Origin of the sequence: Cytobacillus sp. NJ13, from assembly GCA_030348385.1 — a bacterium.
In the GTDB taxonomy this organism is placed as follows: Bacteria; Bacillota; Bacilli; order Bacillales; family Cytobacillaceae; genus Cytobacillus.
On the sequence record JAUCFP010000006.1, the window covers coordinates 3,310,978 to 3,337,953 of the forward strand.

Below are 26,976 nucleotides of genomic sequence, written 5' to 3' on the forward strand. Positions count from 1 at the left end.
CTGGACAGTTATCGAAGTTCAAAGTTTATTCTTTCTTTTAATTAAAATAATGGCAAACGCAGGTGCTCCGATTATTGCTGTAATCACACCGATTGGAAGCTCGGTAGGTGCAATGATCGTCCGTGAAACCAGATCGGCAATAATAAGAAAACCTGCACCCATCAGAATGGATAGCGGCAATAGATGCCTATGATCCGGTCCCCATAACAGCCTGGTCAGATGAGGGATCACAAGCCCGACAAACCCTATCGTTCCAGACACAGCTACAGCCGCACCAGTCAAGATGGAGCCAGCTATCAGGACCATCATCTTTCTTTTCTGAACGTCCACACCTATATGCTGAGCCTTTTCTTCTCCGAAGCTCATGGCATTAAGCTCTTTGCTGTTCACTAAGAGAAGGATGGCACCTAGAACAAAAAACGGAATGATAATTTTAATATACGCCCAGCCTCTCATGGATACACTGCCAAGAAGCCAGCCAATAATCTGTCTAAGCTCCTCTCCTGTCAGGGCAATCATCAGAGAAATTAGAGCGCCAAGAAAAGAACTGAAGATAATGCCTGTTAAAATAATCGTTTCCACTTTCATGGATCTTTCAATTTTTCTGGCAAATAGCAAAACGGCAAAAATGGTTAAAAAGGAAAATAAAATGCTGAATAACGGCAGCGTAAACATTCCTGCAAACGGAATGGATAATCCCAAGAACAATGTTAAAACAGCACCGAGTGAAGCCCCGGACGAAACCCCAATTGTATATGGATCTGCCAGCGGATTTCTTAGTAAACCTTGAAAGGCGGCTCCCGCAATTGCAAGAGACGCCCCCACTAAGCCAGCCAGCAATACGCGCGGCAGGCGAATATTCATAATGATATTTGAATGCATAGCATCCGTGTTTTCCAATGAAATAAAAGGAAATAACTCAGAGCTTATTACTCTGATAATCGTCATGGGGTGAACAGACACTGTTCCAATTGAAATCCCCATCAGCATGGCAAAAAGCAGGAAAGCCGCTGCTGTTATATAAGCTAAAAACTTATTATTTAAATACGTCCGGATATACTGCTTTTGCAAGTTCCTCGACTCCTTCAATAATACGAGGGCCAGAGCGGGTTACCATATCGGAATCAACATCGGCAACCTGCTTATTCTTCACTGCGGTTATATCCTGCCAGCCATCCCTGCCCATTACATTGCCGACAGCATCTTCAGTGTAATAGCCATGAGTTGTGATGATTACATCCGGATTCCGTTCGATAATCGCTTCCGGATCCATTTTTGGCCATCCTTCTTCGGTAATGATATTTTCTGCATTGATGGCACTTAACATTTCGTCCATAAATGTTTTTGTACCTGCTGTATAGATTTCAGGAGCAGGTGAGACTTCCACGAATACCGATTTGCGGTCTTCTTCTTTTATGCCCTGAGCTTTTGTTTTGATTTCCTCGAGCTTGCTCTTCATGCCTGAAACGAGCTGCTCTGCTTTATCTTTCTCTCCCGCTGCGGTTCCAACCATTACAATGGATTCAAAAACCTGATCAAAGCTCTTCGCATCATTGACAACAAGGACGGTCACACCTGCATCTCTTAATTGCTGAAGACCTGCTTCCGAATTATGTGCGCTTGAAGCGTGAGCAAGGACAAGATCCGGGTTTAAAGAAATAATTTTCTCGACATTAAATTCCATGCCGCCAATCTTTTCTTTTTCTGTAGCTTCGGGCGGGTAGTTATCAAAATCGGAGACACCGACAACTTCTTCTCCAAGCCCCAATTCAAAAGCAATTTCGGTGTTGCTCGGAATCATGGACACGATTCTTTCAGGCTTGGATTCAATGACGATTTCATTATCAAGAGCATCCTTTATCGTTACAGGAAAAGCAGCCTCTTCCCCGCCGTCATTCTGCCCTTCCTCAACCTTTTTCTCTTCTTTAGGCTGTTCAGCACTCTCGCCGCAGCCTGCAAGCACTCCTGCAGCCAGTAGCATCGTTAATAAAAATGCATAAAACTTTTTCATACTCAGCAATCCTCCTAGAACTTTCGACAAAATTCGGGTGGTGTCTAACACCATCTTAAAATAATTAAAGGCTGGTTCTCATAATATTTTTTAGCTTACAAACCAAGCGCGTTGATTTCCGCTGCAGGCACTTGCTTTCCGCGGGGAGAGATGAGAGCCTCCTCGGCTTCGCCTGTGGGGTCTCTCACTTCCCTCACTTCCCGCAGGAGTCAAGTGCCCTTCGCTGCAATCAACTCAGTGGCAGAAGCTAAGTTAGCCACCCATAGACTTTTAGAAACAACCAAATAAAAAACATCTCCTCGAACGGTAAGGAGATGTTGGTATGGTCATTTATCAGTTAGTGGAGAAAGGATGGCCGGACCAAACACCTCCCTATCCTCGTAGGTTTATGGGTGCTTAAGACTCAGGCAGGTCTCCTGGCTCATGGTCAGTGCGTTCTGCTCCTTCCCATACATTCCTGTACAGTGGATTTGCAGACAGCTTCCATTTACAGTGGCGGGACCGCGCTGGAATTTCACCAGCTTCCCTATTAAGTCTTCAAAAGAGCCTGTTTTAAAACCCTTTTGAGAAGACACCTGTTCTATGCGAATATAAAATTTTCTATCTCCGATTATACACCATCACGCAGAAAAAGTAAGAGAAATTTGCTGAATGTTGTAAAAAAGTTCAGAATTCTAACGCGAGTATATTTTCCATTCCCTTGTTTTCTTATCAAACACAACCTTCGCCTCACATGGCTCTTTCACAATAGCTTCATACTCATCATACATATCATCCATATTCGCAAAGTCCCCAATAATCCAAATAGGAATTTCTATCCGGACCCGATTCTGTTCGATATCCTTAATGGAAAGGACCGCTCCTTCTTTCATAAGAGACTTTAAGGAAAGCAGGACATCTCTGGTGATTGGAGGATACGTCTTTTTCTTTTTTATGCCAAGGAGCGTTTTTTCAACTTTCATCTGTCCCATTTTACCGGGGATTACTTCCCCAAGCATGCGGTAAAAATCGTTCAGATCACGATAATATGTGCGATTAAACCAGCCATCATCATGAGCAAGGTACACATAACGATTGCTCAGGTAATTGTAAAAAGGCGGCTTAAGATGTTCTTTGACATGGCCGAGATAAAGAAGCTCTGCAATTGTCTGGCCGGGAAGCTCATTCACCGCTTCCTCTTCCTCAAAGTCGATCCAGCAAAAATCGCCATAGCCGTATACATCATCCTCAACCAGCCTGCCCAGCTTGTCCCTTGACACATAATCGAACATCGTGTGGGTATTAAAGTCCCCATGTTCAAAACGATGCTTTAACAACAGCAGATTATTAATAGAATCTGAAAGAGTTTGGGCAAACTCTGCAAACTCAATTCCATAAGTCATCACATACTGATTCTGTTCATTTAGATGGATGTAGATGAGATCACGAATAGCATGATTCCTTCTTTTCAATGACGAAACCTCCGAACCGTTACCCAAATTGGTGTTTTCAAAAAAAGCGCTGGGCTAGGCAGATAAAAATAGCGCAAGCGCCTCCACAAATTAGTAAAAAGACAGCTTCTTTTTGAAACTGCCTGTCAAACATCCAGTATTTTATTCTCCTATTGTAGCAAAAATGGCTGAAAATATCTTTGCTGATGAGAAAAAATTTTAAATAACAGAATGCCCGGTTTTTTTGAAAATACAAGAAACCATCATGCTGATTCATTCGTCTAACTACATGCAAAGAAAAAATGTAATCTGCTCTCCATTGTAAGGGCTATTTTTCTTTGTTAGGATAAAAATGTAAAAAGGTAAAGAAACCAGGTGTATACAAATGAACAAGAATAATAGATTCTCAGACCGATTCGATTGGACGTTATGCTTTCTACTGCTGCTATTTTTCCTCATCAGCTGCATCGCTATTTACAGCGGACAATCCTCCAATCAATATGAAGGGAATTTTGTCATCTCACAAATAAAAAATTATGTTGTCGGAGCTATCATTGTGGCAATTGTCATGTATTTTGACAGCGAGCAAATCAGAAGGCTTACTTGGCCGCTGTACGGTTTAGGCATCCTATTGCTTGTCGGGTTATTCATTGCACCGGAAAGCATTGCACCAGAGCGCAAAGGGGCTACATTGTGGTATATCATTCCTGGACTTGGTTCTGTGCAGCCCTCAGAGTTTGTTAAGGTATTCCTTATCATTGCCCTTAGCAAAATCATCGCTGACCACCATCTGAAATATCAGGCAAAGACCGCAGGCACGGACTTTTTCCTTCTAATCAAATTAGGGGCAGCCACATTGCCTCCATTAGGATTGATTATTATTGAAGACCTTGGTACCGCCCTTGTCATCATCGCCATATTAACTGGAATCATCCTGGTTTCCGGGATCACCTGGAAAATCCTTGTTCCGATTTATGGAATCCTTGGCGCTTTCGCGGGAACGGTGCTCTATCTGGTCATCATAGCACCGGAAATTTTGGAGAAGTATCTTGGGATAGACCCCTATCAGTTCAGCCGGATTTATTCCTGGCTTGACCCGGTTAACCACAAGCAGGGAGCCGGAATGCAGCTGTACAACTCCATGCTCGCAATAGGCTCAGGATTAATATCCGGAAAAGGGTTTACTGACAGACAGGTGTATGTGCCTGATGCCCATACTGATTTTATTTTTAGCGTCATTGGCGAGGAGTACGGCTTCTTTGGTGCCAGTGTAGTAATCAGTCTTTTCTTTCTGCTCATCTATCACTTAACTAAAACCGGCTTGGAGACGACCGACCCTTTTAATACCTATATTTGCGTCGGGGTCATCAGTATGATCACCTTCCATGTATTTCAAAACATCGGTATGACTATTCAGGTGCTGCCAATCACCGGCATTCCGCTGCCGTTTATCAGCTACGGCGGAAGCTCGCTTATGGGGAACATGATGGCGATGGGTTTGATTTTCAGCATTCGCTACCATCACAGAACTTATATGTTTTCAACCGATTCAAATTATGTTGCAAAATAATTCCAACAGCGTATAATAACATTAATATATTTAGTGTCTATGATGAAGAGAGTAGCAAAGGGCTCTTTCCTAAAAGCGAGACAGGGAGGGTGCAAGCCTGTCGGAAAGCCCTTTCGTGAAGCGCACTTCGGAGATGCATAGCTGAAAGAAAAATAGGCTATGCCGGGTAAGGAGTCCCGTTACCAAACCCCTTTAGGAAATGCGTTCAAACATATTTTGAAACGTCCTTTCAGAAGAGGTCCTTTGGACAATCAGAGTGGTACCGCGGGTGGATTTCAGCTCGTCTCTATATTTATATAGAGACGGGCTTTTTTATTTTCCAGGAGGTGTTAATATGATCAATTTCAAAGCTATTTTCACAGCTCAGCTGGCTTCAGTGCTGAAAGGTCAGCTTTCTGAAGAAGCAATTGCAGACTTAATCGAAACGCCAAGGAATCCGGCACATGGCGATCTTGCTTTTCCCTGTTTTACACTTGCAAAAGCATTCAGGAAATCACCTGCCTTCATTGCTGAAGAGACAGCGTGCCTGATTCAGGGATCGCATATAGAAAAGACAGAGGCTGCTGGTCCTTACATTAATATCTTCTTTTCCAAAGAGTCAGCCAGTGCCGTCATAATGAAAAAAATCTTGAACGAAGGAAAAGAATATGGGCAGCTGAATGATGGCGCAGGCAAAACAGCCGTACTTGATTTCTCTTCGCCAAACATCGCAAAGCCCTTTTCCATGGGCCATTTGCGGTCTACGGTCATTGGAAACGCCCTCGGCAGCCTAGCCGAAAAATGCGGTTATACAGCGGTCAGAATTAACCACTTAGGCGATTGGGGCACACAATTCGGCAAGCTGATCACTGCTTATAAAAAGTGGGGCAGCCCGGAAAAAGTGAAGGAAAATCCAATAAAGGAACTCCTGAGCCTTTATGTACGCTTCCATGTAGAAGCAGAAGCTAACCCAGCCCTTGAAGATGAAGCGCGTTCCTGGTTCAAAGAGCTTGAAAACGGAAATGAGCAAGCTCAAGCACTCTGGAGCTGGTTTAGAGATGAATCATTGAAAGAATTCCAGCGGGTTTATGATATGCTTGGCATACATTTTGACTCATACAATGGCGAAGCTTTTTATAATGATAAAATGGAACCCGTCATAGTTGAGCTGATGGCAAAAGACCTGCTGGCTGTGTCTGATGGTGCAGAGGTGGTTCAGCTGCCTGATGAAGACCTTCCTCCATGCCTGATAAAAAAATCCGACGGAGCGACTCTGTATGCAACACGGGATCTGGCTGCCGCTTTTTACAGAAAAGAAACCTATCAGTTTGATCACTCCCTATACATTGTCGGTCAGGAACAGAGCATCCATTTCAGGCAGGTTAAAAACGTTATCAAAAAGATGGGCTATGAGTGGGCGGATAATATGACACATGTCCCGTTTGGCCTCTATTTAAAAGATGGAAAAAAGATGTCTACCCGGAAAGGCAGAGTCATCCTTCTTGAGGAGGTCCTGAATGAAGCAATCCTTCTCGCAAAGAATAATATTGAGGCTAAAAATCCCGGCTTGGAAAATAAAGATGAAGTCGCTGAAGCAGTCGGCATCGGGGCTATTCTGTTCCATGATCTGAAAAATGACCGCATGAATAATATTGATTTTTCACTTGAAGAAATGCTGACATTTGAAGGAGAAACAGGGCCTTATCTGCAATACACTAATGCCCGGGCCTATTCCCTGCTCCGCAAGGCAGACGACCTCCCATCTGCCGAAAATGGGCTATCTGATTTTTACAGCTGGGAAATTATCAAGCTGCTCTATCAGTATCCTGAAAAAATCAGACAGTCGTATATGCAGCTTTCCCCTTCTGTCCTGGCTAAATATTTGATTGATGTGGCTCAAGCCTTCAATAAATATTACGGACAGGTAAGAATATTGGAGAAAGATAACGGCATCAAATCAAGGCTTGCCCTTGTCAAAGCAGTCACAATTGTTCTTTCCGACGGCATGCAAACGCTCGGCATGAAGGTGCCCCGTCAAATGTAAAAGGAGAGGCCATTATGGTCTCTCCTTTTTTGCCTTTGTGCGGGTATTTGCTTTCTGCATTTTCACAAGGCTTCTTACTAAAAATCCGCCGACAAAGATGGCCATCACCAGTAAGCCGGTATAATTCAAGTGTATTAATTTCAGAATCACACTTGCCACAGTAGCCATATATAAGGCTCCGAGCATATAGGTGATCTCTTCGTTTTCAAAATAGGAGGTAAGCTTCGCTCCAAATTGTGACCCAGCCAGGCCTCCTCCTACCAGGGAAATGCCAATCCAATAGTCAATGGATATGGTGGAAGCATAAGAAACAAAGCCTGCAGTGACGATCAGCAGAATAGCAAACAAGCTGGTTCCTACTGCTTTTTTCGGCATCATCCCTAAATAGGCAACCGATAAAGGCACCATAATAAAGCCCCCGCCCACACCTAATGTTGTAGAAACAAACCCTGCAAAAAATCCAATCAGCAACATTTTTACAATGGCCGGAGAATGTTCAGAAGGCTGACTGGCACCTGAGCCGGACTTTTTCCCTCTTTTTAACATACCTAAAGCAAAATAAGACAGCAGAATGATATAAAACAAAGGAACTGCCCACATATCCCATCCCTTTTCCTCAAGAAACAGCACAAAGGGATGGGCGGCCTGAGTAGCTGCCATGCCGCTTAGTCCAAGAATCAGCCCTTGCTTAAGCCGTATATTCTTCATCCTGATATGAGCGAAGATGCCTGAAAGAGAGGTTCCAATTGAAAAAAGCAAACTCGTGGTGATTGCTTCTACCGGAGAAAAGCCAAACAGCATGAGTGTCGGAGTAAGAATGAATCCCCCCCCTACCCCAAAAAATCCAGAGAGCACACTAATAAGCGCTCCGAGCGTAATAAATAAGAAATATTCCATGAAAAAAATCCTCACTAACCTGTATGTCTTGCCAATTGAGCGGCACTATACCACTTTACCATAATCAGCCAAGGTTATACTGTGGATTATGAATTTACTTTATTTATAATTATTATAAATAAGTATTGATTTTAATTTAATATTTGTTATAATAATTATATAAATGACATAGGGGGAATATAAAAATGGAAAAATTACATGCAGCATTAAATGTACAAATCTCAAACTGGAGTGTTCTTTATACTAAATTGCACCGCTACCACTGGTTTGTAAAAGGCCCGCTTTTCTTTACCCTTCATGAAAAGTTCGAAGAATTATATAATGAAGCAGCGGAAGTTGTGGATGAGGCAGCTGAACGCCTGCTTGCAATCGGCGGCTCACCAGCAGCGACATTTAAGGAATTCTTAAACATCACAACTCTTGAAGAGTCCAATGGGGAAAAGAAAGCAGAAGACATGGTTGCCGCTCTTGCTTCCGATTATAGACATATTAAAGAACAATTAATTTCTTTAGCCCAGCTTGCTGAGGAGCAGGAAGATCAAGTGACAGGCGACTTTGCCATCGGTCTTATGGAAAAATTGGATACGCATATTTGGATGTTAAATGCCTACTTAGGAGAATAATCGATAATAAAGAAAGAGTCAGTGAGAAAAATCACTGGCTCTTATTTTTGTGCAGAAAAAGTCTTTCCCCTGAAGGCTCACTGAGATGTTATGATTGACCTGATTGCCTGATATCATCTTCAGAAAGGAGTATCCATAATGGCAAACTTAAAATATTCTTTATTTATTTTTCTTGGCGCATGCAGTTATGGCATTCTGGCATCCATTGTAAAGCTCGGACTACAGGCCGGCCACTCTGTCCCTGAATTGACCGGAAGCCAATATTTATTTGGGCTCCTTTTGCTATTGCTTTCTTTCCCATTTATCAAAAGAACGAGAATCACCCTTAAACAAACAGCAGCTTTGTTATTGACCGGTGCTTCCTTAAGTTTAACAGGCATTCTGTATGGAATGAGCCTTGATCGGAATCCGGCCTCCATCGCTGTTGTTCTCTTATTTCAGTTCACCTGGATAGGGATTCTTTTAGAAGCCCTATATGAAAGAAAGATGCCCAGCAAAACAAAAATCATTTCTTCGATCTTGCTTATTATAGGAACTGTATTTGCAAGCAACCTGATGAATTCCGGGTCACATCCTATTCAAGCTGATGGACTGATCTATGGCTTATTATCAGCGGTTACATTTGCCGTATTCATTTTTGCGAGCGGCAAGGCTGGAAAAGGAATTCCAACCATCCAGAGGAGCATCTTCATCACATTTGGCGGACTTCTTTTGGTTGCAGCTGTTTCCGGCCCGGTCTTAATAAGCGGCGGCATTCAGCTTGAAGGCCTATGGAAATTCGGGCTGCTGATGGCATTGTTTGGCGCCATTTTCCCAATTGTATTCTTTGCAATCGGTTCACCCCATTTAGATTCAGGGCTTGCCACAATTGTAGGTTCTGCCGAACTCCCGGCTGCTGTCGCTGCTGCCATGCTGATTCTTGGCGAAAGAATATCTGAAGCACAGACTTTTGGAATTGTGCTGATCCTGATTGGAATCAGCATTCCGCAGTTCTCATTTAAAAAAGCAGCAAAGAATCGTTTTAGCACGTAAGGAGTTTTACGGCAAAAATTATTTTCAGAAGACTTTGGAGATCCACTCCAAAGTCTTTTTTCTTTAAAGGCTGTTGCATGGGTTCGGACTCTCTCCTGCGGATTTCTTCTTCTCCTGTCCGAAGTTGCACCAGGTTCGGACTCATTTGACCAGAATTCACCTCTTACTGTCCGAAGTTGCACCAGCTTCGGACTCTCTTGACCAGATTTCACCTCATACTGTCCGAAGTTGCACCGGGTTCGGACTCATTTGATCAGATTTCACCTCCTACTGTCCGAAGTTGCACCAGGTTCGGACTCTCTTGACCAGAATTCATCTTCCCCTGTCCGAAGTTGCACCAGGTTCAGACTCTCTTGACCAGAATTCACCTCCTACTGTCCGAAGTTGCACCAGGTTCGGACTCTCTTGACCAGAATTCACCTCCTACTGTCCGAAGTTGCACCAGGTTCGGACTCTCTTGACCAGAATTCACCTCCTACTGTCCGAAATTAGCGCAGGGTTCTTTACGATATTCTCTTTCATAAAAGTCTATTTAAAGAAGACTGTTTACTCCTAAAAGCAGTGGGTATATGAAAGTATGCAATTCTACAAATTCTTTTAAGGAGTGACAATATTGGACAATAATCGGTACTGGGGCGGATTTGATTACCTTTTGGCCAAACTGCCTGATTTATTATTAGCATTATTAGTATTATTAGTTGGATGGATTATTGCAAAAGCAATCGAAAAGGCCGTTTTAAAGGGTCTGCGCAAAACCAGCCTTGATGACAGAGTATTCCCCGATAAAGCAAATAGAAAATATTCTTCTGAAAAAATAATCAGCAAGATTATTTTTTATCTGCTGTTAGTGTTCGTATTTATTCTGTTCTTCAATATTTTAGATCTCGATATTATTGCTGCACCGCTTGTGGGCATGTTCTCTTCCATAATGGCAGCAGTTCCGAGCATTTTAAAGGCAGCTCTAATTCTATTATTCGCATGGCTTATCGCCACTGGACTCAGCCTGCTGATCAGAAAAAGCGGCAAAACGCTCAAAGTTCATGAAAAGCTGAACAAATGGAATTTAACAGACAATAAAGAGCAGCCTGCCAATGTTATTGATAACCTAGCTAAAATTGTTTTCTACCTGACATTGCTGGTATTCCTGCCGGCTGTATTGGGAGCTCTAAACCTGAATGGAATCGCCGGACCGTTCACCGGCATGCTTGAAAGCATCCTGGCCTTTTTGCCTAAGCTTCTCGCAGCAGCCCTGATTTTATTTGTCGGCTGGTTTGTTGCGAAAATCGTCCGCGATATCGTAACGAATTTCCTGCAGGCTATTGGGAGTGAAAAACTGACGGCAAGATTAGGCTTAAACCGATTGTTTGAAGGGACAAGCCTGGCATCTGTGATTGGCACAGTTGTGTTTGTTCTTATTCTAATTCCAACAGTCATTGCCGCTCTCGAGAGATTGGATATTGAAGGCATTTCAGGACCTGCTATTGCCATGCTGAATGATGTCCTGACGATGCTGCCGAATATTGCTGTAGCTATATTCTTCGTGCTGATTGGTGTTTGGCTCGGAAAATGGGTCCGCAAATTCGTCTCCAGTTTACTCGAGCGAATCGGATTGAATTCTTACTTCTCCGGTATGGGATTAAACAAGTCTGCTGCAGCAGGCAATGGTTTAAGCTTCTCCCAGGTAATTGGCTATATTGCAGAAGTGATTATTGTCCTGTTGTTTGTGGTGCAGGCTCTTAATATCCTTGGACTTGACTTCCTGGTAACATTGGCGACAGGTGTAATTGCCTATCTTCCTCATGTGATTGCAGCTCTTGTCATTCTTGGTGTAGGTTTGTGGCTGGGCAGTCTGGTTAAGAAATTGCTGAGCACGGTTCTTCAAGGACCGCATTATAATTTCCTTGCCAATGTCGCTCAGGCAGCCATTATCGCGATTTCAGTCTTTATGGCACTTGATCAGCTTGGTCTTGCCGCTTCCATTGTCAATGCTGCGTTCATTCTGACGCTTGGTGCACTTGCACTGGCATTCGGCTTATCATTTGGTCTGGGAGGGAAAGACTTTGCTGCCAAGTATCTTCAAAAGCTTGATCGGAAAATTGAAGAAACAACCATTAATAAAGATGCTGATACGAAAGCAGTGATTAAAAAGGCTATGCCGGAGATGAAACCAGGCTATGCCCCTGGCAGTGCTGATAAACCGATTAACCCAACAAGTCCGGATCCATCTATGAATCCGGCAAATGACCCGTTAAATCCGCGCAATAACCGGATGGATGAAAACAATGGGCCATTGAAATAATATTGGAAGCACGTCCCTTTGGGCGTGCTTTTTTATTTTCCAGGCTTTTTCTCTTCACAAAAACCTGCAATTTAAGTAAACTAATAATACCTATAAAACCAATGAGAAAGGTCGGAAAATAATTGGCAAATACACCGGTTTCTATTCCCCGTCCGCTCGTAAGAACCAATCAATGGTCGATCGTATTAAGTGTTTTAGCTTCGTGGCTTACCGGAGAAGCATGGATTCTCGCCATTCCCCTCCTTTCAGGTATAATGGGCCTATTGTTCGGCTACAATCCCATTATGCGTACAGCAAAACATTTTCTAAGAAAAAATCCTGCTGATTACATTCCCGAAGACTGGGAGCAGCAGCAATTTAATCAAGTGATTGCCGTTGCCTGCCTGGCGCTTGGCCTAATCAGCTTTCTCCTGGGCTGGACAGCTGCAGGGTATGTTTTTACAGCTATGGTAGCTCTATCAGCATTTATTGCCATTCTGGGATTTTGCATAGGCTGTTTTATCCGCTTTCAGCTCAATCAATATAAATACCGAAAATCGTTAGATAAAGCTTAAGGCAGCCACCATGGCTGTCTTTTTCTTTTCCTTTTCCACCCAGCTAGTTTCAAAGGACTTTTTAAGGGGTACATATTTCATAAGTAAATCATTCTGAGGTGAAAAAATGAAAACTGCCAGTAAGTTTCTTTTAACAAAAGAAGATATGACTAACCCCGAAATTGTGCCAGAGTGGGTTATTCAAGAATATAAAACATTTCATGATACGGTTACAGATAAAACCTTCCCGTGCTATTTTGGAATGACTGCTGAAATGCGCGGCGAATTGAGATATGCCTATATTACACAGGAGGACTGGTCTAACCTGCCGGAAGCCCTCGAATCATTTATCGAGCTTTTTGACGCACCAAAACTGATTCGCCATGGACTGTTTGTATTTGTGGAGCCGGAAAAAGACGAAAAACCGCTTGAACATTACAGAGAATATTTCTGGAATATCCTGCAGTATTTGCATAAGGTTGATACAAAGCCTTGGCCGAAGGATTATCCGACAGATCCTGACCATCATTTATGGGCATTTTCTTTTGCGGAGGAGCCATTCTTTGTGTTTGGAAATGCGCCTGCCTACAAGCAGAGAAAGACGAGGGATCTAGGCAGCAGCCTTGTGCTCGGTTTCCAGCCGCGCCGCATTTTTGAAGGCCTTGAAGGCACCTCTAAAGGCGGCATCATGTCCAGAGAAAAAGTAAGGGAACGGGTTGAAAAATGGGACGGCCTCCCTACCCATCCAAACATCAGCCACTATGGCGATCCCGAACACCGTGAGTGGAAACAATACTTTATCGGTGATGACATTAAACCAATCGAAGGGAAATGCCCTTTTCATCATAAATAATTTTGAAAGCACAGCGCCTTGCGCACGAATTATTTTGGAGGATCTTCCGCCTTCCGCTCCAATGAACTAAGCGGGTAAATCGGTGATCTGCCTGGCGTGCAAAAACTGCATAAATAAATAAGGAGCCGTTCTTTGTAAACGGTTCCTTATTTATGAGTTATATATTGATTAATGCGACTGCCGATTGAGGACAGTACTTCTCCGCCGGCTGCCTGACTTTGAAGCTGGTCAACAAGTACAGCGGCGTAAACTGTGTTTCCTTTATGGGTAAATATGGCGCAATCATGCTCTATTCCGGGAAGTTCGCCTGTTTTGCTGGCAACCTTGACTTTTTCCGTATCCATTGTGTTTGCAAGTTTGTTCTTATACTGCTGTTTTTCCAATATCTCCAGTGCTTTTTGTGTATATTTCCCGGATAAAAGGGACTGCTCTGCCAATGCCTTTATGCCATAAACTATATCCCTGGCAGTCGTGGTGTTGTCCATGCCGTTTTTCAATGCCTCAAAATCCATCATCTTCCTGTTTAATTCTGTGCAATTATATCCCAAACCTTTGATTAGCTGATTGATTTTCTCTATTCCCAGTCTTTCAATGATGAGATTAGTCGCTGTATTATCAGATACAATGATCATGAGCGTCATTAAGTCTATGAACTTCATCTTCAGACCCTTGGACATGGCCTGCAATACCCCGGCTCCGCCAACCCGGGCAGCATCCTTCACTTCTGCTGCTTCATCAAGCTGAAGCAGCCCTTTCTCCGCCTGTGAAAGCCCTGCAAGTAAAATCGGAACCTTAATTAAGCTTGCGGATGAAAAAACGTCATCGGCATTTGTTTCGATTACACCATCCTCTGTATGGATGTATACGGCCACACGTCCTTCACAGCAGCTGGCCAAATCAAGAATTTCTTTTTTAAGAGTATGAAAGTTCATTTTATTTCGCAGCGGCTACTTGCGGCCGGTTATGGTCGCCCGTTACCTTTTCATTATATAAATGGCAGGCCACAAAGTGACCCTTCTCAATCTCCTGCCATTCAGGCTTCATGGAAGCACAAGCCTCCATCGCATAAGGACAGCGCGTTCGGAATACGCAGCCGCTTGGCGGATTCATTGGACTCGGGAGTTCCCCTTCCAAAATGATTCTTTCCCGGTGATCCTCGACATCAGGGTCAGGGATGGGAATCGCAGACAGCAAGGCCTGTGTATAAGGGTGAAGCGGATTTTTATATAAGTTTTCGCTTGTTGTTAATTCCACTAAATTCCCCAAATACATAACGCCAATTCTGTCGCTGATATGTTTAACCATCGAGAGATCATGGGCGATAAATAAGTAGGTCAGGCCTTTTTTCTTTTGAAGCCCCTTAAGCAGATTTACTACCTGGGCTTGTACCGATACATCCAGTGCGGAGATCGGCTCATCAGCAATAATAAATTCCGGATCAAGCGCCAAAGCGCGGGCAATTCCAATTCTTTGCCTCTGTCCGCCGCTGAATTCATGCGGATAGCGGTTGGCATGATCGCGGTTAAGACCCACATCCTCCAGAAGCTGATAGACCCGCTCAAGCCGTTCCTTCTTGTTCCGATATAACCCATGCACTTCCATGGGCTCCGAAATAATCTCCTGGACGGTTGAACGCGGATTCAACGAAGCATATGGATCCTGAAAGATCATCTGCATCTTTCTATGAAAAGCAAATCTTTCTTTTTCAGTCATGGCATGGACATTTTTTCCGTCATAAATGACTTCGCCTTCTGTACGGTTATATAAACCAATAATCGTACGCCCCGCGGTTGACTTTCCGCAGCCGGATTCGCCGACAATCCCGAAGGTTTCTCCTCGTTTGATTTGAAAGGAGACATCATCAACAGCCTTCAGAGTCTGTCCTTTCCCCATTGAAAAGTGCTTTTTCAAATGATTGACCTTTAACAGTGCTTCTTTTGACATGTTTATTCCCCCGTCTCTTGCCAGTAACGTCTAGCTGCACACAATTCCTTTTCATAGATGGTGTCTTTCAAGTCAATAATTTCGATGGTTTTACCGGTATTAGGAGAATGAAGCAGCTTTCCATCACCATAATAGATTCCTACATGATGGAGTTTACCTTTTCCTTCTTCATAAGCAAAAAATAATAAGTCCCCGGATTCAATAGCGTCAAGTTCAACCGGATTTCCTGCTTCCGCCTGATCATGGGCATCACGGGGGATGATAAATCCATTTGCTTTGCACATAGAATAGCTGAAGCCTGAGCAGTCATATCCAAAGCTGCTCATGCCGCCCCATAGATATGGCAGGCCTATAAATTGTTCCCCCGCATCGATGATGTCTTTTCCGCTGCCTTTCCCTATAGCCTCTATTGATTCATACACCTGCACATCTTCAGGTTTTAGATATCCTGCTCCCTCTGGTATCTGCACCTGAATCCAATCTGCCTCTTCTTTCAACACTGGGAGTATGGTTTGATAGCTTAGAACAAGTTCGGGCTCTCTATCATTAGAATAGAGAGTTGCCTTTTTCTTCTGAATGACCGCAGTCTTTCTGCTATCAAGCTTCCAATCTTCATTTTTCGTCAGCTGGGCTTTTGGCACCCAGCCGGGGTATCCCCTCTCGTCTTTTGAAGAAGGCTGGCTCGGGACAACAACATGTACCCACCCATCCTTCTCCTCCAATACAATCACTTCTTCTCCGTACAGAACTTGTGATTGCACAAGATTCCGGTTGCAAAGTTCCAGCCGGGGCTCATATGTGAGCTTTTCAAGCCAGGAATCCAGATTAACTGGATTAGTGATGGCTTCAAGGTCTATTTCTCTCGATGAATCGCTTGCTGTCCACAAGGTCGCAGCAGGAACCGAAACCAGCCATTTTTGCTGAATTGCCAAAACGAATTCCTCCTTTTTAATATTCTTAATTCATCAGGAAGTCAGTTCCTGCTTGTTCATTATTAACGATACATTCCTGATGCCAAGACCATGTTCGGACGGAAGGGTGATTTTGCGGCCGGAATAATGGATTCCGCCTTCCACAATTTCTTTTGCCATCATCAATGGGGCGTCAAAATCAAAACGGGTTATATTCTTTTTGCTTGCGGCAAAATGTGCTGCGGCCGTAATGCCAATCTTGGTTTCAATCATGCTGCCCACCATGCACTCCATCCCGCATACTTCAGCGAGCTGATTGATGATCTGCGCCTGATAAATGCCGCCTGATTTCATCAGCTTAATATTGATTAAATCAGCACTTCGCGTTTTAATGACTTCAAATGCCTGCTTCGGGGAAAAGACACTTTCGTCTGCCATAATCGGTGTATCTACCGCATCGGTAACCTGCTTAAGGCCCTCTATATCCCAGGCCTTCACAGGCTGTTCGACTAGCTCAATATTCAAGTCCAATGCTTCCATTTTTCGGATGGCATAGATAGCATCCTTTGATTTCCAGCCCTGATTGGCATCCAGCCGGATTTTAATCTTAGATCCGACCCGTGTGCGGATTTCTCTAATTCTCTCAATATCTGTTAAAATATCATCCTTGCCGACCTTCACCTTAAGGACATTAAAGCCTTGCTGAACATAAGAAACAGCATCTTCTCCCATTTCCTCCGGCCCATTCACGCTTACCGTATAATCCGTTTCCACCTCATTTTTATGACCGCCCAAAAATTGGTAAAGGGGCAGTTTGCATTGCTGTGCAAGACAATCATACAATGCCATATCCACTGCTGCCTTTGCACTTGAATTTCCTATTAAAGCTGACTGAATTCCCTGGAAGATATCCTCATAGTTTAGCAGGCTCTTATTGACCAGCATTGGCTTTAATACATGATGAATGGCGGATTCTATGCTTGATAGGCTGTCTCCTGTGATCACCACAGTTGGAGGGGCCTCCCCCCATCCGGCAATACCGTTATCGCAAGTTACCTTTACAACAATCGTTTCAGCTGTCTCAACCGTTCTCAAAGCTGTTTTAAATGGTTTTTTCAGTGGTACCGCAGCTCTAAATGTTTCGATCGTGTTTATTTTCATCTATACCACCCTTTTACTTAACGCCGCTTTCGATTATCAGCTTTTTACCGGCCGCATCCAATTCCGCCATGACACCTAAAGGCACAGAAATATGAGGAGAGCAATGGCCGATATTAAAGCCTTTTACAGCCGGCTTATTCACCCTTTTTATATACGTATCCAGCACTTCATCCAGTTCTAAGGAAAGTTCTCTTTCCGGGACGCAATTATTAAAGTCCCCGATGATAAAGCCGGCCGCATCCTCAAGCTTCCCGGCCATATGCAGCTGGTTTAGCATGCGGTCGACCGCACGGGGCTCTTCATTGATGTCTTCAATAAGCACAAGCTTATCTTTTGTATCTATTTCATATGGTGTTCCTATTGTACTGGCCAGGAGAGACAAATTTCCGCCAGTTAAGGTTCCTGAGGCACTCCCGCTTACCATTGTCTCCAGATTGGAAATACCGTCAGGATAGTCAAGGCTTACAGGGTTGAATAACTGGTTAAAATATTGCTTTGATAGCGGATCCGCATCCTCCTTGCCAATATCGGATGCCAGCATCGGGCCATGGAAGGTGACCAATCCCGTCTGCTGGCGAATTGCGGTGTGCAGGAAAGTAATATCACTGTAGCCCCAGAAAATTTTCGGGTTTTCTTTAATAAGGCTGTAGTCAATTTGGGATGCAATTCTTCCTGTGCCATAGCCGCCGCCTGCGCAAATAATGGCTTTGACTTCCTCATCCTTAAACATGTTATGTAAATCCGCCAGCCGGTCTTCATCCTTCCCGGCCAGGTAACCATATTGATCAGTCACATGCTCGCCCATCTTAACCTTTACGCCAAGTTCATTCAAAAAGGCCAGGGATCGCTTCAGGTTATCCTGATTGGGCGGACTTGCCGGTGCTATAATTCCAATCGCATCGCCTTTTTCCAGGCGCTGAGGTTTCATTGCCATGCTGCCACATCCTTTTAATTGTTTATTAGCATTATATGCTCCTTCAGCAAAAGCATTGTTTGGGAAATGAAATGATTGTCGAGGATATAAGCTAAAATTCGGGAAAATGTATTATTTTTCGGGAAATAATTCGAAAAGCGCAGAGCGCCCGCTTATCGGCGACAAGCTTAAGACCTCGAGCCGATGGTGCTCGGAGCTAGACAGTTATCAAGTTTCAAAGATCCCTGTTCTTCAAAAAAATGATCTTCTGAAAAAAAGGGATGTTCACACGAACACCCCTTTTCCTGTCACTTTCACATCAAGCCGAATGTATTACTTCTTATCTGCCCATTTAAGCTCCATGTATCCAACCGGATGGCGGACAATTCCTGAAACAGCATCATTATAGAGATAAACCTGGTTGTAGAAATGGATAGGGATAATCGGCATTTCTTCGAATAAGATCTTTTCAGCTTCATACATCAGTTCAAAGCGTTTGGCTTCGTCTGCTTCATTCTTTGCATCTTTAATCAGCTGATCGTATTTCTCGCTGCTCCAGCCAGTGCGGTTCATGGAATGTCCTGTCTGGAAGTTTTCAAGGAAGTTGATCGGGTCTGCATAGTCAGCAAGGAATGAGCTGCGTGATAATTGGAATTTAAGCGCTTTTTGTTCTTCAGCGAATACATTCCATTCCATGTTGGCAAGCTTTACTTCCACGCCAAGGTTTTCTTTGAACATTTGCTGAAGTGCTTCAGCTATTTTCTTGTGTGTATCATCCGTGCTGTATGTTAAGGTAACTTCCGGAAGCTTATCATAGCCTTCTTCTTCCATGCCTTTTTCAAGTAATGCCTTTGCTTCTTCTGCATTTGTTTTTACAAGATCTCCCGAAACTTCACGGAAATCTTTTCCTGAAGGATCAGCAAAACCATAAGAAACAAATCCATATGCTGGCTTTTCACCATTCTTTGTGACGAAATCAACCATTTGCTGCTGGTCAACTGCCATCGCAAATGCTTTACGGATGTTTAGATTCTGGAATGGCTCCATGTTTACATTAAATCGATAGAAATAATCTCCAGCCTGGTCTTCAACTTTTGCTTCTCCCAGCAGCTGCTCACTTAGCTCAGAAGGTACATCAGATACATCCAGTTCTCCCGATTGATACATTTGATATTCTGTATTTGTATCATCAATGATTGCCCAGTGAATTTTATCAAGCTTTACAGTCTCAGCATCCCAATACTGATCGTTTTTCTCCATCACAAAATGGCTGTCATGCTCCCATTCCGTTAAGTTGAAAGGACCATTTCCGACAAAAGATTCAGCCTCAGCAAACCACTTCGGGTTTTCTGTTGCAACTTTTTCGTTAATTGGGAAAAACGCCGGGTTTGTGATCACACTTAAGAAGTAAGCTTGCGGACTAACTAAAGTGACTTCAAACGTTTTATCATCAACTGCTTTTACTTTTACATCATCAGCTGATCCTTCCCCATTGTTATAAGCTTCTCCGCCTTCAATGAAGTAGCCAAGGAAAGCTGCTGAAGAACCTGTATCAGGATTTAAAAGGCGCTTCCATGCAAATTCAAAGTCACCAGCAGTTACAGCATCGCCATTTGACCATTTTGCATCCTCACGGATATGAAAGGTGTAAGTCTTTCCATCTTCTGAAATATCCCATTTTTCAGCAATTGCTGCTTCTGGTTCATGATCTTGCCCAAGACGGGTCAAACCTTCCATCAAGTTGTTCAGTGCGCTCCAGGAAACAGAGTCAAACCCGATAGGAGGGTCAAACGAAGTCGGCTCCTGGCCATTGTTCAAATAAAGCACTTTTTCAGCACTTTCTTCTTCTTTCTTGCCATCATCCTTGCTGTCTGTTTCTTTGCCGGCATCTTCATTTGCCGTACAGGCTGCCATAACAAATAGCAATACGCCTGCCAGCAGCAGTGATAAAAACTTTTTCATTCTTTTTCCCCCTCTTAAAATATATTTCTTTACCTATCAGCTGCCTGTTTGACAGCTGATAGAATCATAACTTTCACTGTACCGGTCTGGCACTGTGAAAGGAAAAACCTATTTTACGGATGCAAGCATTTTCTGTGCCCGCTCATCCTGGAGCCAGCAATCTACATGATGATCCCGGCTTAAATGAGTTTTATATGGATAGACCCGGTCACATACTTCCATTGCGAAGCCGCATCGGGCAGCAAATGGGCAGCCAGCCGGCGGAGCGAATAAATCCGGCGGCGATCCGCCAATGGGAACAAGATCGGCTCCGTCAAGATCAAGACGCGGAACTGAATTCAGCAGGCCTTTCGTATAGGGATGCTGTGGATTGTAGAAGATTTCCCTTCGTTCTCCGGCTTCCACTATTTTCCCTGCGTACATGACGGCAATGCGGTCCGCTACTTGAGCGACAACGCCAAGGTCATGGGTAATGATGATAATGGATACTCCAGTCTTCTTCTGGATATCTTTAAACAAATCCAATATTTGTGCTTGTATGGTCACATCAAGTGCGGTTGTAGGTTCATCGGCAATCAGCACTTCGGGCTCACAGACAAGCGCCATGGCAATCACAATCCGCTGCCTCATCCCTCCGCTGAACTGGTGCGGATAATGCTTCAATCTTTCGGACGGATTCGGAATCCCAACTAAATTAAGCATTTCCAGGGCCTTTTTACGGGCATCCTGCCGGGAAATGGTTTCATGCTGCATAATTCCTTCTATAATTTGCTCTCCAATGGTAATCGTAGGGTTCAAAGCCGTCATTGGATCCTGAAAGATCATCGAAATGTCTGCACCGCGAATATCCCGCATTTCGGACTCTTTTAATTTGGTCAGATCCTTCCCTTTAAAAAGGATAGCGCCATCAGCTATTCTTCCGGGCGGGGAGGGAATCAGCCGCATGATGCTCTGGGAAGTCACGCTTTTTCCGCAGCCGGATTCACCGACAATCGCAAGGGTTTCCCCCTTATACAGATCAAATGTTACACCCCTTACAGCCTGGACTTCTCCGCCATAAGTGGTAAATGTGACATGCAGGTCTTTTACTTCCAGTACTTTCTCCATGCTGCTACCTCCTTAACTTCGGATCGAGGGCATCCTGCAATCCGTCTCCCAGAACATTAAACGAAAACATGGTCAGGGAGATGAAAAAGGCAGGGAAGAACAGGCGCCACCAGTGACCTGATAGAATTGTAGACAGCCCATCATTGGCCATGGATCCCCAGCTGGCAAAAGGAGGCTGAATGCCTAATCCCAGAAAGCTCAGGAACGCCTCTGCAAAGATGGCTGAAGGAACGGTAAGTGTCATCTGTACAATAATAGGGCCCATCGTGTTCGGAAGCAGGTTTTTCTTAATAATCCTTGAAGTTTTTGTCCCAAAAGTCTTTGATGCCAGTACAAATTCATAGTTCTTAATCTGCAGAACCTGACCGCGGACAATTCGGGCCATCCCGACCCATCCCGTCACAGAAAGGGCAAAAATAATCGTGAACAAACCAGGTCCCATTACGACGCTGATTAAAATAACAACAAGCAAATAAGGAAGTCCATAAAGAATTTCCACAACTCTCATCATGGCATTATCTGTTCTGCCGCCTTTATAGCCGGCAATACCGCCATAGATGACTCCGATTGCAAAATCAATCATAGCAGCAACGATCCCCACGAATAAGGAAATTCTTGCCCCATACCATGTTCTGGCGAATACATCTCTGCCCAGCTCGTCAGTGCCGAACCAATATTTCGATGATGGCGGCAGGTTCTGATTAGTCAGAGACTGCTCAGATACACTATGCGGGGAAATCATCGGTCCAAAAATAGACATAAAGGCTAAAGCAATAAGAAAGAATAGCCCTGCCATTGCCAGCTTATTTTTCAAAAGCCGGCGCCATGCATCCTGCCAATAGGATAGGCTCGGCCTTACAACTGCTTCCGCTGCATCCTGGTCCTTGGCCTTAGGCACAAACCAGTCATCCGGAATATCGGGTGCAAGGTTGCGGTTATCATGCTGTTTGCGCAGTTCCATTAGCTCGCCTCCTTTTTGTGAAGCTTAATTCTCGGGTCTAAAATTCCGTATGCAATGTCCACAAGGAACAGCATAATAATCAATATAGAACTGTAAAAAACGGTGGTCCCCATTATGACGGGATAATCACGTGTATTGATGCTTTCTACAAAATACTTTCCCATTCCAGGAATGGCAAAGATTTTTTCAATGACAAACGTACCTGTCAAAATGCTCGCTGCCAGGGACCCCAATACAGTTACGACAGGCAGAAGGGCATTCCTCAGTGCATGCTTAAACACTATTTTCACTGGTGATAAGCCTTTTGCTTTGGCTGTTTTTATGTAATCCTGCGTCAGCACTTCCAGCATGCTTGAACGTGTCAGACGGGCGATAATCGCCATGGGCCCGGTCGCAAGCGCCAGAGTCGGCATAATCATATGCTTCGGACTTGACCAGGTAGCCACCGGCAGGATTGCCAGGTTGACAGCAAGCTGCTGAATTAACAGTGTGGCAAGCACAAAGTTTGGCACAGATATTCCCAGAACAGCAATGGTCATCGCTAAATAATCAATAAAGCCATTGTGCCGGAGGGCAGCTATGATTCCGAGAGCAATTCCCGAAAAAACCGCCACGATCAATGTGACGATTCCCAGTTCGAAAGACACTGGAAAACCCCGTCCGAGCATTTCATTTACCGTCTGGGAAGATTTTTTAATAGATGGCCCAAAGTCGAATGTCACAACGGACTTCAAGTACATCCCATATTGGACATAGAGCGGTTCATCCAAATGATAGAATTTCTCCAGATTCCGCTGGACCGCTTCACTTGTATTTCTTTCTTCATTAAAAGGCGACCCAGGTATGGAATGCATTAAGAAAAAAGTCAGAGTGATAATGAACCAAAGTGTGACGACCATTGCGATAAGGCGTTTCATTATGTATCCAGTCATTCATTAACACTTCCTAACAGAATGTAGTTCTCATGGCCAGCTCAGTCATCACCAGCATTGCCTGGTATGCTTCTAGAATATCTTTAGCCTGATAGCGGACAATGGTTGTATTCTCTTCTATCTCTGCACCAGGCATTAAAGCAGCCCACTCAGCCTGGCCATAGTTGGCAAACTCAATTTTCAATAAAGGGTTTTCAGGCGGAACAAGCGGCTCTACAAGATCCTTCCTGCTAAGAGCCTCTGCTGCTTTTTCTCTTAAAAGCTGTCCGGCTTTTGCAGGTGTCAGCGATTTCACGCTTGAGCGGGAAATCGTTTCCTTTACAACCGCAGTAGTGACATTCGGGATTAATTTTTCCGCTTCCAGAGCCGCCTGGTCATCTCCGGCCACCATGAGAACCGGTACGCCATGATAACCTGCCACATAGGCATTAAAGCCCATTTCCCCAATGGCATGGTCATTGATGTACATATGCCTTACACCGAATATCATGGAGTGGGACATAACTCCTTTCATGGAAGCACGTGCATGATAACCAACAAACATGGCACCGCTAAAGGTTGAATCAAGACCCTGAACCATTGAGTATGGCTTTACATCGCCAGTAATCAGCTGTGTTTCAGGGTGCATCCTTTCAATCAGCAGGTTATTCATTTTCGAGTGGCTGTCATTTACAATAACCTCGCTGCAGCCCTCTTCAAAGGCAGCTGTTACCACATGATTTGCTTCATCAGTCATAATCACCCTGCTGCGTTCATAATTGTGCTTCGTTGAGTCTACATGAGTGTGATCAGCCAGACCTGTTATTCCTTCCATATCAACCGATAGATAAAGCTTCATTAAGAATCCCCCAAATATTATATTATTATAGTTTTATATTATAGATTATTTGATATTTTCTGTAAAATTCACCTGTAATCTACCTTTTTATACAGGCAGAATGCAAAAAATCCAGCTATCGGAGAAAATAATGCTTTTCTCTGATAGCTGGATTTCATCTGCGGAAAACAGAAAAAGCAGCACTACTTATTCATAATTTGTGTATATTTTATATGGGCATTTTTAAAGGCAACCATTAGTGCCTTTTGCGAGGAGCCGAAGTAGCGGCTTTCGATTTCTTCCATTACCTTGTCTGCTTCCAGTATGGATTTGCCGACAAATATAGATTTAATAAATAATGAGGTTAAGTTAATGGTAGATGAGCATTCTGCATCTACAATTTCATCTGTTTCCCTGTCAATTACAAGACCTATAAAGAAGCCATTGTATTTTTGCATAATCGGATTGTTCAATGATGTTTTGCTGTCTCCGATAATATAGACGGTATTTTGTCTGTACATGAACTTGCCTCCTGCAGAACCGGATATTATATGAGGCGTTTATGAGGTTATCATAAACATTCATTATAATGCATGGCCCGTACCAAAATTGTAATACAACAGAGGCTCTATTACAATCACTTTTCAATACTTTTCTAAATATTTTATCAATTACAGCTGTTCCTTTTAAATATTACATAATTAGTTTTCAGTGCTGCTTTTCCCGGCAAGTCTTAGTGCATACTGCAGCAGGTCCTCCCCGCTCATGAGCTTGTCTCCCCCACCCTGTGCAAATTGAGGGTTCCCCCCGCCTTTGCCGTTAATCTTCTGCAGAAGTTCTGCAGCAAGGCCCTTCATATCAGACTCAGAATCTGATCCCCTGGCGCAAACAAATTGGAGTTTATCGGTGGTTTCATTGATTAGGATAACAACAGCATTTTCAGATTGGGAGGCGATTAGACGGGCCAGTTTCTGCATCTCCTGAATGGAGCGTCCCTCAAAGACTTTGCTGATCCACTCTCCGTTCCCTGCTGTGAACATTTCTTTAGCTTCATAAGCTAACAGTGCTTCCTTTGCTGCTTCCAGTTGTTTCTCCAGGTCCTTTCCATTCTCAATCAAACGGCTGGCTGCTGAAGGCAAGTCCTGTTCTGGTGCATTAAGAAGCTGACTAAGATTTTTTGTAATCTCATGTTTGGTCTGAAGCTGCGCAAGGATCCGGCTCCCACAGATAAACTGCACACGGATTTTCTTTTTTTGGCGTTCCCAGTCTAATACTTTAATGCCTGCAACCTGGCCGGTTGAAGATGGATGGGTTCCGCCGCAACCGTTATAATCAAATTCCGGAATCATCACAAGCCGAATATCTTCACTGACAGACAGCTGCTTGCGAAGCGGGAATTGGGAAGCTTCTTCCGCACTCACCCACCTGGCTTCAATTGGACGGTTCTCAAGAATGATGCTATTTGCCAGCCTCTCCGCTTCCTCTGCATGCCGGACTGGCAATTCACTGATTTCCAGGTCAATAGTTAATGTTTCTTTGCCCAAATGAAAGCTGACCGTTTTATAGCCATAAAGCTCTTCAAAGGCAGCCGATAAAATATGCTGTCCTGCATGCTGCTGCATATGGTCAAACCGTCTGTTCCAATCGATTTCTCCTGATACCCTGGAAATGGACGGGTCCAATTCCCTTTCTAAATAATGACGGATTTCCCCTTCCACTTCTTCGACATCCACCACTTTAACGCCATTGAGTGTTCCCTCATCATGCGGCTGTCCTCCGCCAGTTGGATAAAAGGCCGTTTCTTTCAGGACGGCATATACCTTTTCCATATCATCTGCTGCCTGGTATACAAGTTCCGTTTCAAATGTTTGGATATATGGGTCTTTATAAAAAAGTTTTTTCAAAGCGAACCAACCTTCCTTGTGCCTATTCTATTTTTAAACTACCGATTATGCAGTTACAGGTCAAGCCACTTATTAGTCAAGGGGAAATTATTAGTAATTTTATCCACGCGGTTTATGGCTGTGATGAAAAAGGTATGTACACCTATAGATAAGCAATAAATTATAAGGAGGATGATGAACATGGCAACAAACAAGCATATTGTAGGTGCATATGATACAGAACAGGAAGCTATACAAGCGGTTGAAAAGTTAAGAGCGGAGGGATACCGCCCTGAAGACATTTCCGTAATCAGCAAAAATAAAGATGATGTGGATGCCGTTACAGAAGAAACAGGCACAAAAACTGAAGAAGGATTAGCTGCCGGAGCGGCTACAGGCGGAATTTTGGGTGGATTAACAGGTCTTCTGGCCGGTGTAGGCGCATTGGCAATTCCCGGAATCGGGCCGATTGTGGCAGCCGGACCAATCGCTGCTACATTAACAGGAGCTGCTGTTGGCGCAGGTGCCGGCGGTATTGCAGGAGCACTTATCGGCATGGGCATTCCTGAAGAGGAAGCACACCGTTATGAAGCTGATGTCAAATCAGGGAAAATCCTTGTGTTAGTCGATCCTGAGACTAATTCCGGCGATTTTACTGACGGCTATACAGATACAAACCGTTCTGTTCTGGAAGGAGACCGGACAACCTATACAAACGCTGACCCTTTAAATCCCGGGGAGCTTGACCGCGGAACGAATGCTTTTAAGGATAACACCAGAAACAGCAGCAGTGTTTGGACAGATGAGAATCTGGACTCAAACCGTCCGCTAAGCGAAAAGCTTGACGACACGAAAACAGATGACTATACAGACCGTACTGTTTCGGCCTACAACGATGATGTGGATACCCGCTACAGAGATGCTTATGATTTTAATAACGTAAGGGAGAACCGCAATAACCCTTATAAAGGATAAAGAAAAAGGAGCTTTTCCCAAGAATGGGATGAGCTCCTTTTTTGCGCCTATATAGATAATGGCAGCAGCTCTCACATATCCATACTGGATACGCATTGAAAAAATTCCATATTTTTCAGGTTTGTCCATATAATTTTTC

At 43.9% G+C, this 26,976-nt stretch carries 24 protein-coding genes, 1 riboswitch and 1 other annotated feature; of the genes, 8 read left to right on the forward strand and 16 right to left on the reverse strand.

Annotated elements, in window-relative coordinates:
* Window positions 1-18: 18 nt before the first annotated feature.
* From QUF73_16500 to QUF73_16510, 3 genes are all read right to left on the reverse strand, one after another.
* Window positions 19-1,071, reverse strand: a complete 1,053-nt coding sequence (locus tag QUF73_16500) for an iron ABC transporter permease (GenBank protein ID MDM5227763.1) — start codon at window positions 1,069-1,071, stop codon at window positions 19-21.
* Window positions 1,037-2,011, reverse strand: coding sequence for an ABC transporter substrate-binding protein (locus QUF73_16505; GenBank protein MDM5227764.1), 975 nt, complete (start codon window positions 2,009-2,011; stop codon window positions 1,037-1,039). The genes QUF73_16500 and QUF73_16505 overlap by 35 nt, the downstream gene beginning before the upstream one ends.
* A gap of 388 nt (window positions 2,012-2,399) precedes the next feature.
* Window positions 2,400-2,605, reverse strand: a riboswitch (cobalamin riboswitch).
* Window positions 2,606-2,685: 80 nt separating this feature from the next.
* Window positions 2,686-3,462, reverse strand: a complete 777-nt coding sequence (locus tag QUF73_16510; protein MDM5227765.1) for a hypothetical protein — start codon at window positions 3,460-3,462, stop codon at window positions 2,686-2,688.
* Window positions 3,463-3,826: 364 nt separating this feature from the next.
* On the opposite strand from QUF73_16510, the gene QUF73_16515 reads away from it, so the two are divergent.
* Both QUF73_16515 and argS read left to right on the forward strand, forming a co-directional pair.
* Entirely contained in the window at window positions 3,827-5,011 is a 1,185-nt protein-coding gene (locus QUF73_16515) for an FtsW/RodA/SpoVE family cell cycle protein (protein ID MDM5227766.1), read from the forward strand.
* Between the two features lie 30 nt (window positions 5,012-5,041).
* Window positions 5,042-5,302: a binding site (T-box leader), on the forward strand.
* Between the two features lie 43 nt (window positions 5,303-5,345).
* The gene (gene argS, locus QUF73_16520; protein MDM5227767.1) at window positions 5,346-7,034 is read left to right on the forward strand and encodes an arginine--tRNA ligase; all 1,689 of its coding nucleotides are present in this window, start codon (window positions 5,346-5,348) and stop codon (window positions 7,032-7,034) included.
* Window positions 7,035-7,046: 12 nt separating this feature from the next.
* On the opposite strand, the gene QUF73_16525 is transcribed toward argS, so the two are convergent.
* A complete protein-coding gene (locus QUF73_16525; protein ID MDM5227768.1) occupies window positions 7,047-7,931 on the reverse strand; it encodes a sulfite exporter TauE/SafE family protein in 885 nt (294 codons plus the stop codon).
* Window positions 7,932-8,116: 185 nt separating this feature from the next.
* Between QUF73_16525 and QUF73_16530 the strand changes: the two genes are divergently transcribed.
* From QUF73_16530 to QUF73_16550, 5 genes are all read left to right on the forward strand, one after another.
* Entirely contained in the window at window positions 8,117-8,554 is a 438-nt protein-coding gene (locus tag QUF73_16530; GenBank protein MDM5227769.1) for a DNA starvation/stationary phase protection protein, read from the forward strand.
* A 138-nt stretch (window positions 8,555-8,692) separates the two neighbouring features.
* Complete coding sequence (locus QUF73_16535; protein MDM5227770.1) at window positions 8,693-9,586, forward strand: EamA family transporter; 894 nt, start codon at window positions 8,693-8,695, stop codon at window positions 9,584-9,586.
* A gap of 613 nt (window positions 9,587-10,199) precedes the next feature.
* Window positions 10,200-11,885 (forward strand): mechanosensitive ion channel, encoded by a 1,686-nt coding sequence (locus QUF73_16540; GenBank protein ID MDM5227771.1) that lies wholly within the window; start codon window positions 10,200-10,202, stop codon window positions 11,883-11,885.
* A gap of 122 nt (window positions 11,886-12,007) precedes the next feature.
* Window positions 12,008-12,439, forward strand: coding sequence for a DUF4395 domain-containing protein (locus tag QUF73_16545; protein ID MDM5227772.1), 432 nt, complete (start codon window positions 12,008-12,010; stop codon window positions 12,437-12,439).
* 106 nt (window positions 12,440-12,545) lie between these two features.
* On the forward strand, window positions 12,546-13,271 hold the full coding sequence (locus tag QUF73_16550) for a YqcI/YcgG family protein (GenBank protein MDM5227773.1): 726 nt from the start codon (window positions 12,546-12,548) through the stop codon (window positions 13,269-13,271).
* Between the two features lie 146 nt (window positions 13,272-13,417).
* Here the strand turns inward: QUF73_16550 and QUF73_16555 are convergent, their stop codons facing one another.
* From QUF73_16555 to QUF73_16610, 12 genes are all read right to left on the reverse strand, one after another.
* Window positions 13,418-14,203, reverse strand: a complete 786-nt coding sequence (locus tag QUF73_16555; GenBank protein ID MDM5227774.1) for a serine hydrolase — start codon at window positions 14,201-14,203, stop codon at window positions 13,418-13,420.
* 1 nt (window position 14,204) lies between these two features.
* On the reverse strand, window positions 14,205-15,215 hold the full coding sequence (locus QUF73_16560) for a dipeptide ABC transporter ATP-binding protein (GenBank protein MDM5227775.1): 1,011 nt from the start codon (window positions 15,213-15,215) through the stop codon (window positions 14,205-14,207).
* Window positions 15,216-15,217: 2 nt separating this feature from the next.
* Entirely contained in the window at window positions 15,218-16,147 is a 930-nt protein-coding gene (locus tag QUF73_16565; GenBank protein ID MDM5227776.1) for a C40 family peptidase, read from the reverse strand.
* A gap of 33 nt (window positions 16,148-16,180) precedes the next feature.
* Window positions 16,181-17,287: a dipeptide epimerase gene (locus tag QUF73_16570; protein MDM5227777.1), complete on the reverse strand. Its 1,107-nt coding sequence runs from the start codon at window positions 17,285-17,287 to the stop codon at window positions 16,181-16,183.
* A 13-nt stretch (window positions 17,288-17,300) separates the two neighbouring features.
* Window positions 17,301-18,221, reverse strand: coding sequence for an LD-carboxypeptidase (locus tag QUF73_16575; protein MDM5227778.1), 921 nt, complete (start codon window positions 18,219-18,221; stop codon window positions 17,301-17,303).
* 312 nt (window positions 18,222-18,533) lie between these two features.
* Window positions 18,534-20,162: a peptide ABC transporter substrate-binding protein gene (locus QUF73_16580; protein MDM5227779.1), complete on the reverse strand. Its 1,629-nt coding sequence runs from the start codon at window positions 20,160-20,162 to the stop codon at window positions 18,534-18,536.
* A 108-nt stretch (window positions 20,163-20,270) separates the two neighbouring features.
* Window positions 20,271-21,269, reverse strand: a complete 999-nt coding sequence (locus tag QUF73_16585) for an ABC transporter ATP-binding protein (GenBank protein MDM5227780.1) — start codon at window positions 21,267-21,269, stop codon at window positions 20,271-20,273.
* Between the two features lie 4 nt (window positions 21,270-21,273).
* Window positions 21,274-22,230: an ABC transporter permease gene (locus QUF73_16590; protein ID MDM5227781.1), complete on the reverse strand. Its 957-nt coding sequence runs from the start codon at window positions 22,228-22,230 to the stop codon at window positions 21,274-21,276.
* Window positions 22,230-23,162, reverse strand: a complete 933-nt coding sequence (locus QUF73_16595) for an ABC transporter permease (GenBank protein MDM5227782.1) — start codon at window positions 23,160-23,162, stop codon at window positions 22,230-22,232. Before QUF73_16595 ends, QUF73_16590 begins: the two co-directional genes overlap by 1 nt.
* Window positions 23,163-23,175: 13 nt before the next feature.
* Window positions 23,176-24,000 (reverse strand): M55 family metallopeptidase, encoded by an 825-nt coding sequence (locus QUF73_16600; GenBank protein ID MDM5227783.1) that lies wholly within the window; start codon window positions 23,998-24,000, stop codon window positions 23,176-23,178.
* Between the two features lie 182 nt (window positions 24,001-24,182).
* Complete coding sequence (locus tag QUF73_16605) at window positions 24,183-24,500, reverse strand: DUF3870 domain-containing protein (GenBank protein MDM5227784.1); 318 nt, start codon at window positions 24,498-24,500, stop codon at window positions 24,183-24,185.
* A 180-nt stretch (window positions 24,501-24,680) separates the two neighbouring features.
* A complete protein-coding gene (locus QUF73_16610; GenBank protein MDM5227785.1) occupies window positions 24,681-25,883 on the reverse strand; it encodes a DHHA1 domain-containing protein in 1,203 nt (400 codons plus the stop codon).
* A 180-nt stretch (window positions 25,884-26,063) separates the two neighbouring features.
* On the opposite strand from QUF73_16610, the gene QUF73_16615 reads away from it, so the two are divergent.
* Window positions 26,064-26,837 (forward strand): general stress protein, encoded by a 774-nt coding sequence (locus tag QUF73_16615; GenBank protein ID MDM5227786.1) that lies wholly within the window; start codon window positions 26,064-26,066, stop codon window positions 26,835-26,837.
* The last annotated feature ends 139 nt before the right edge of the window (window positions 26,838-26,976 follow it).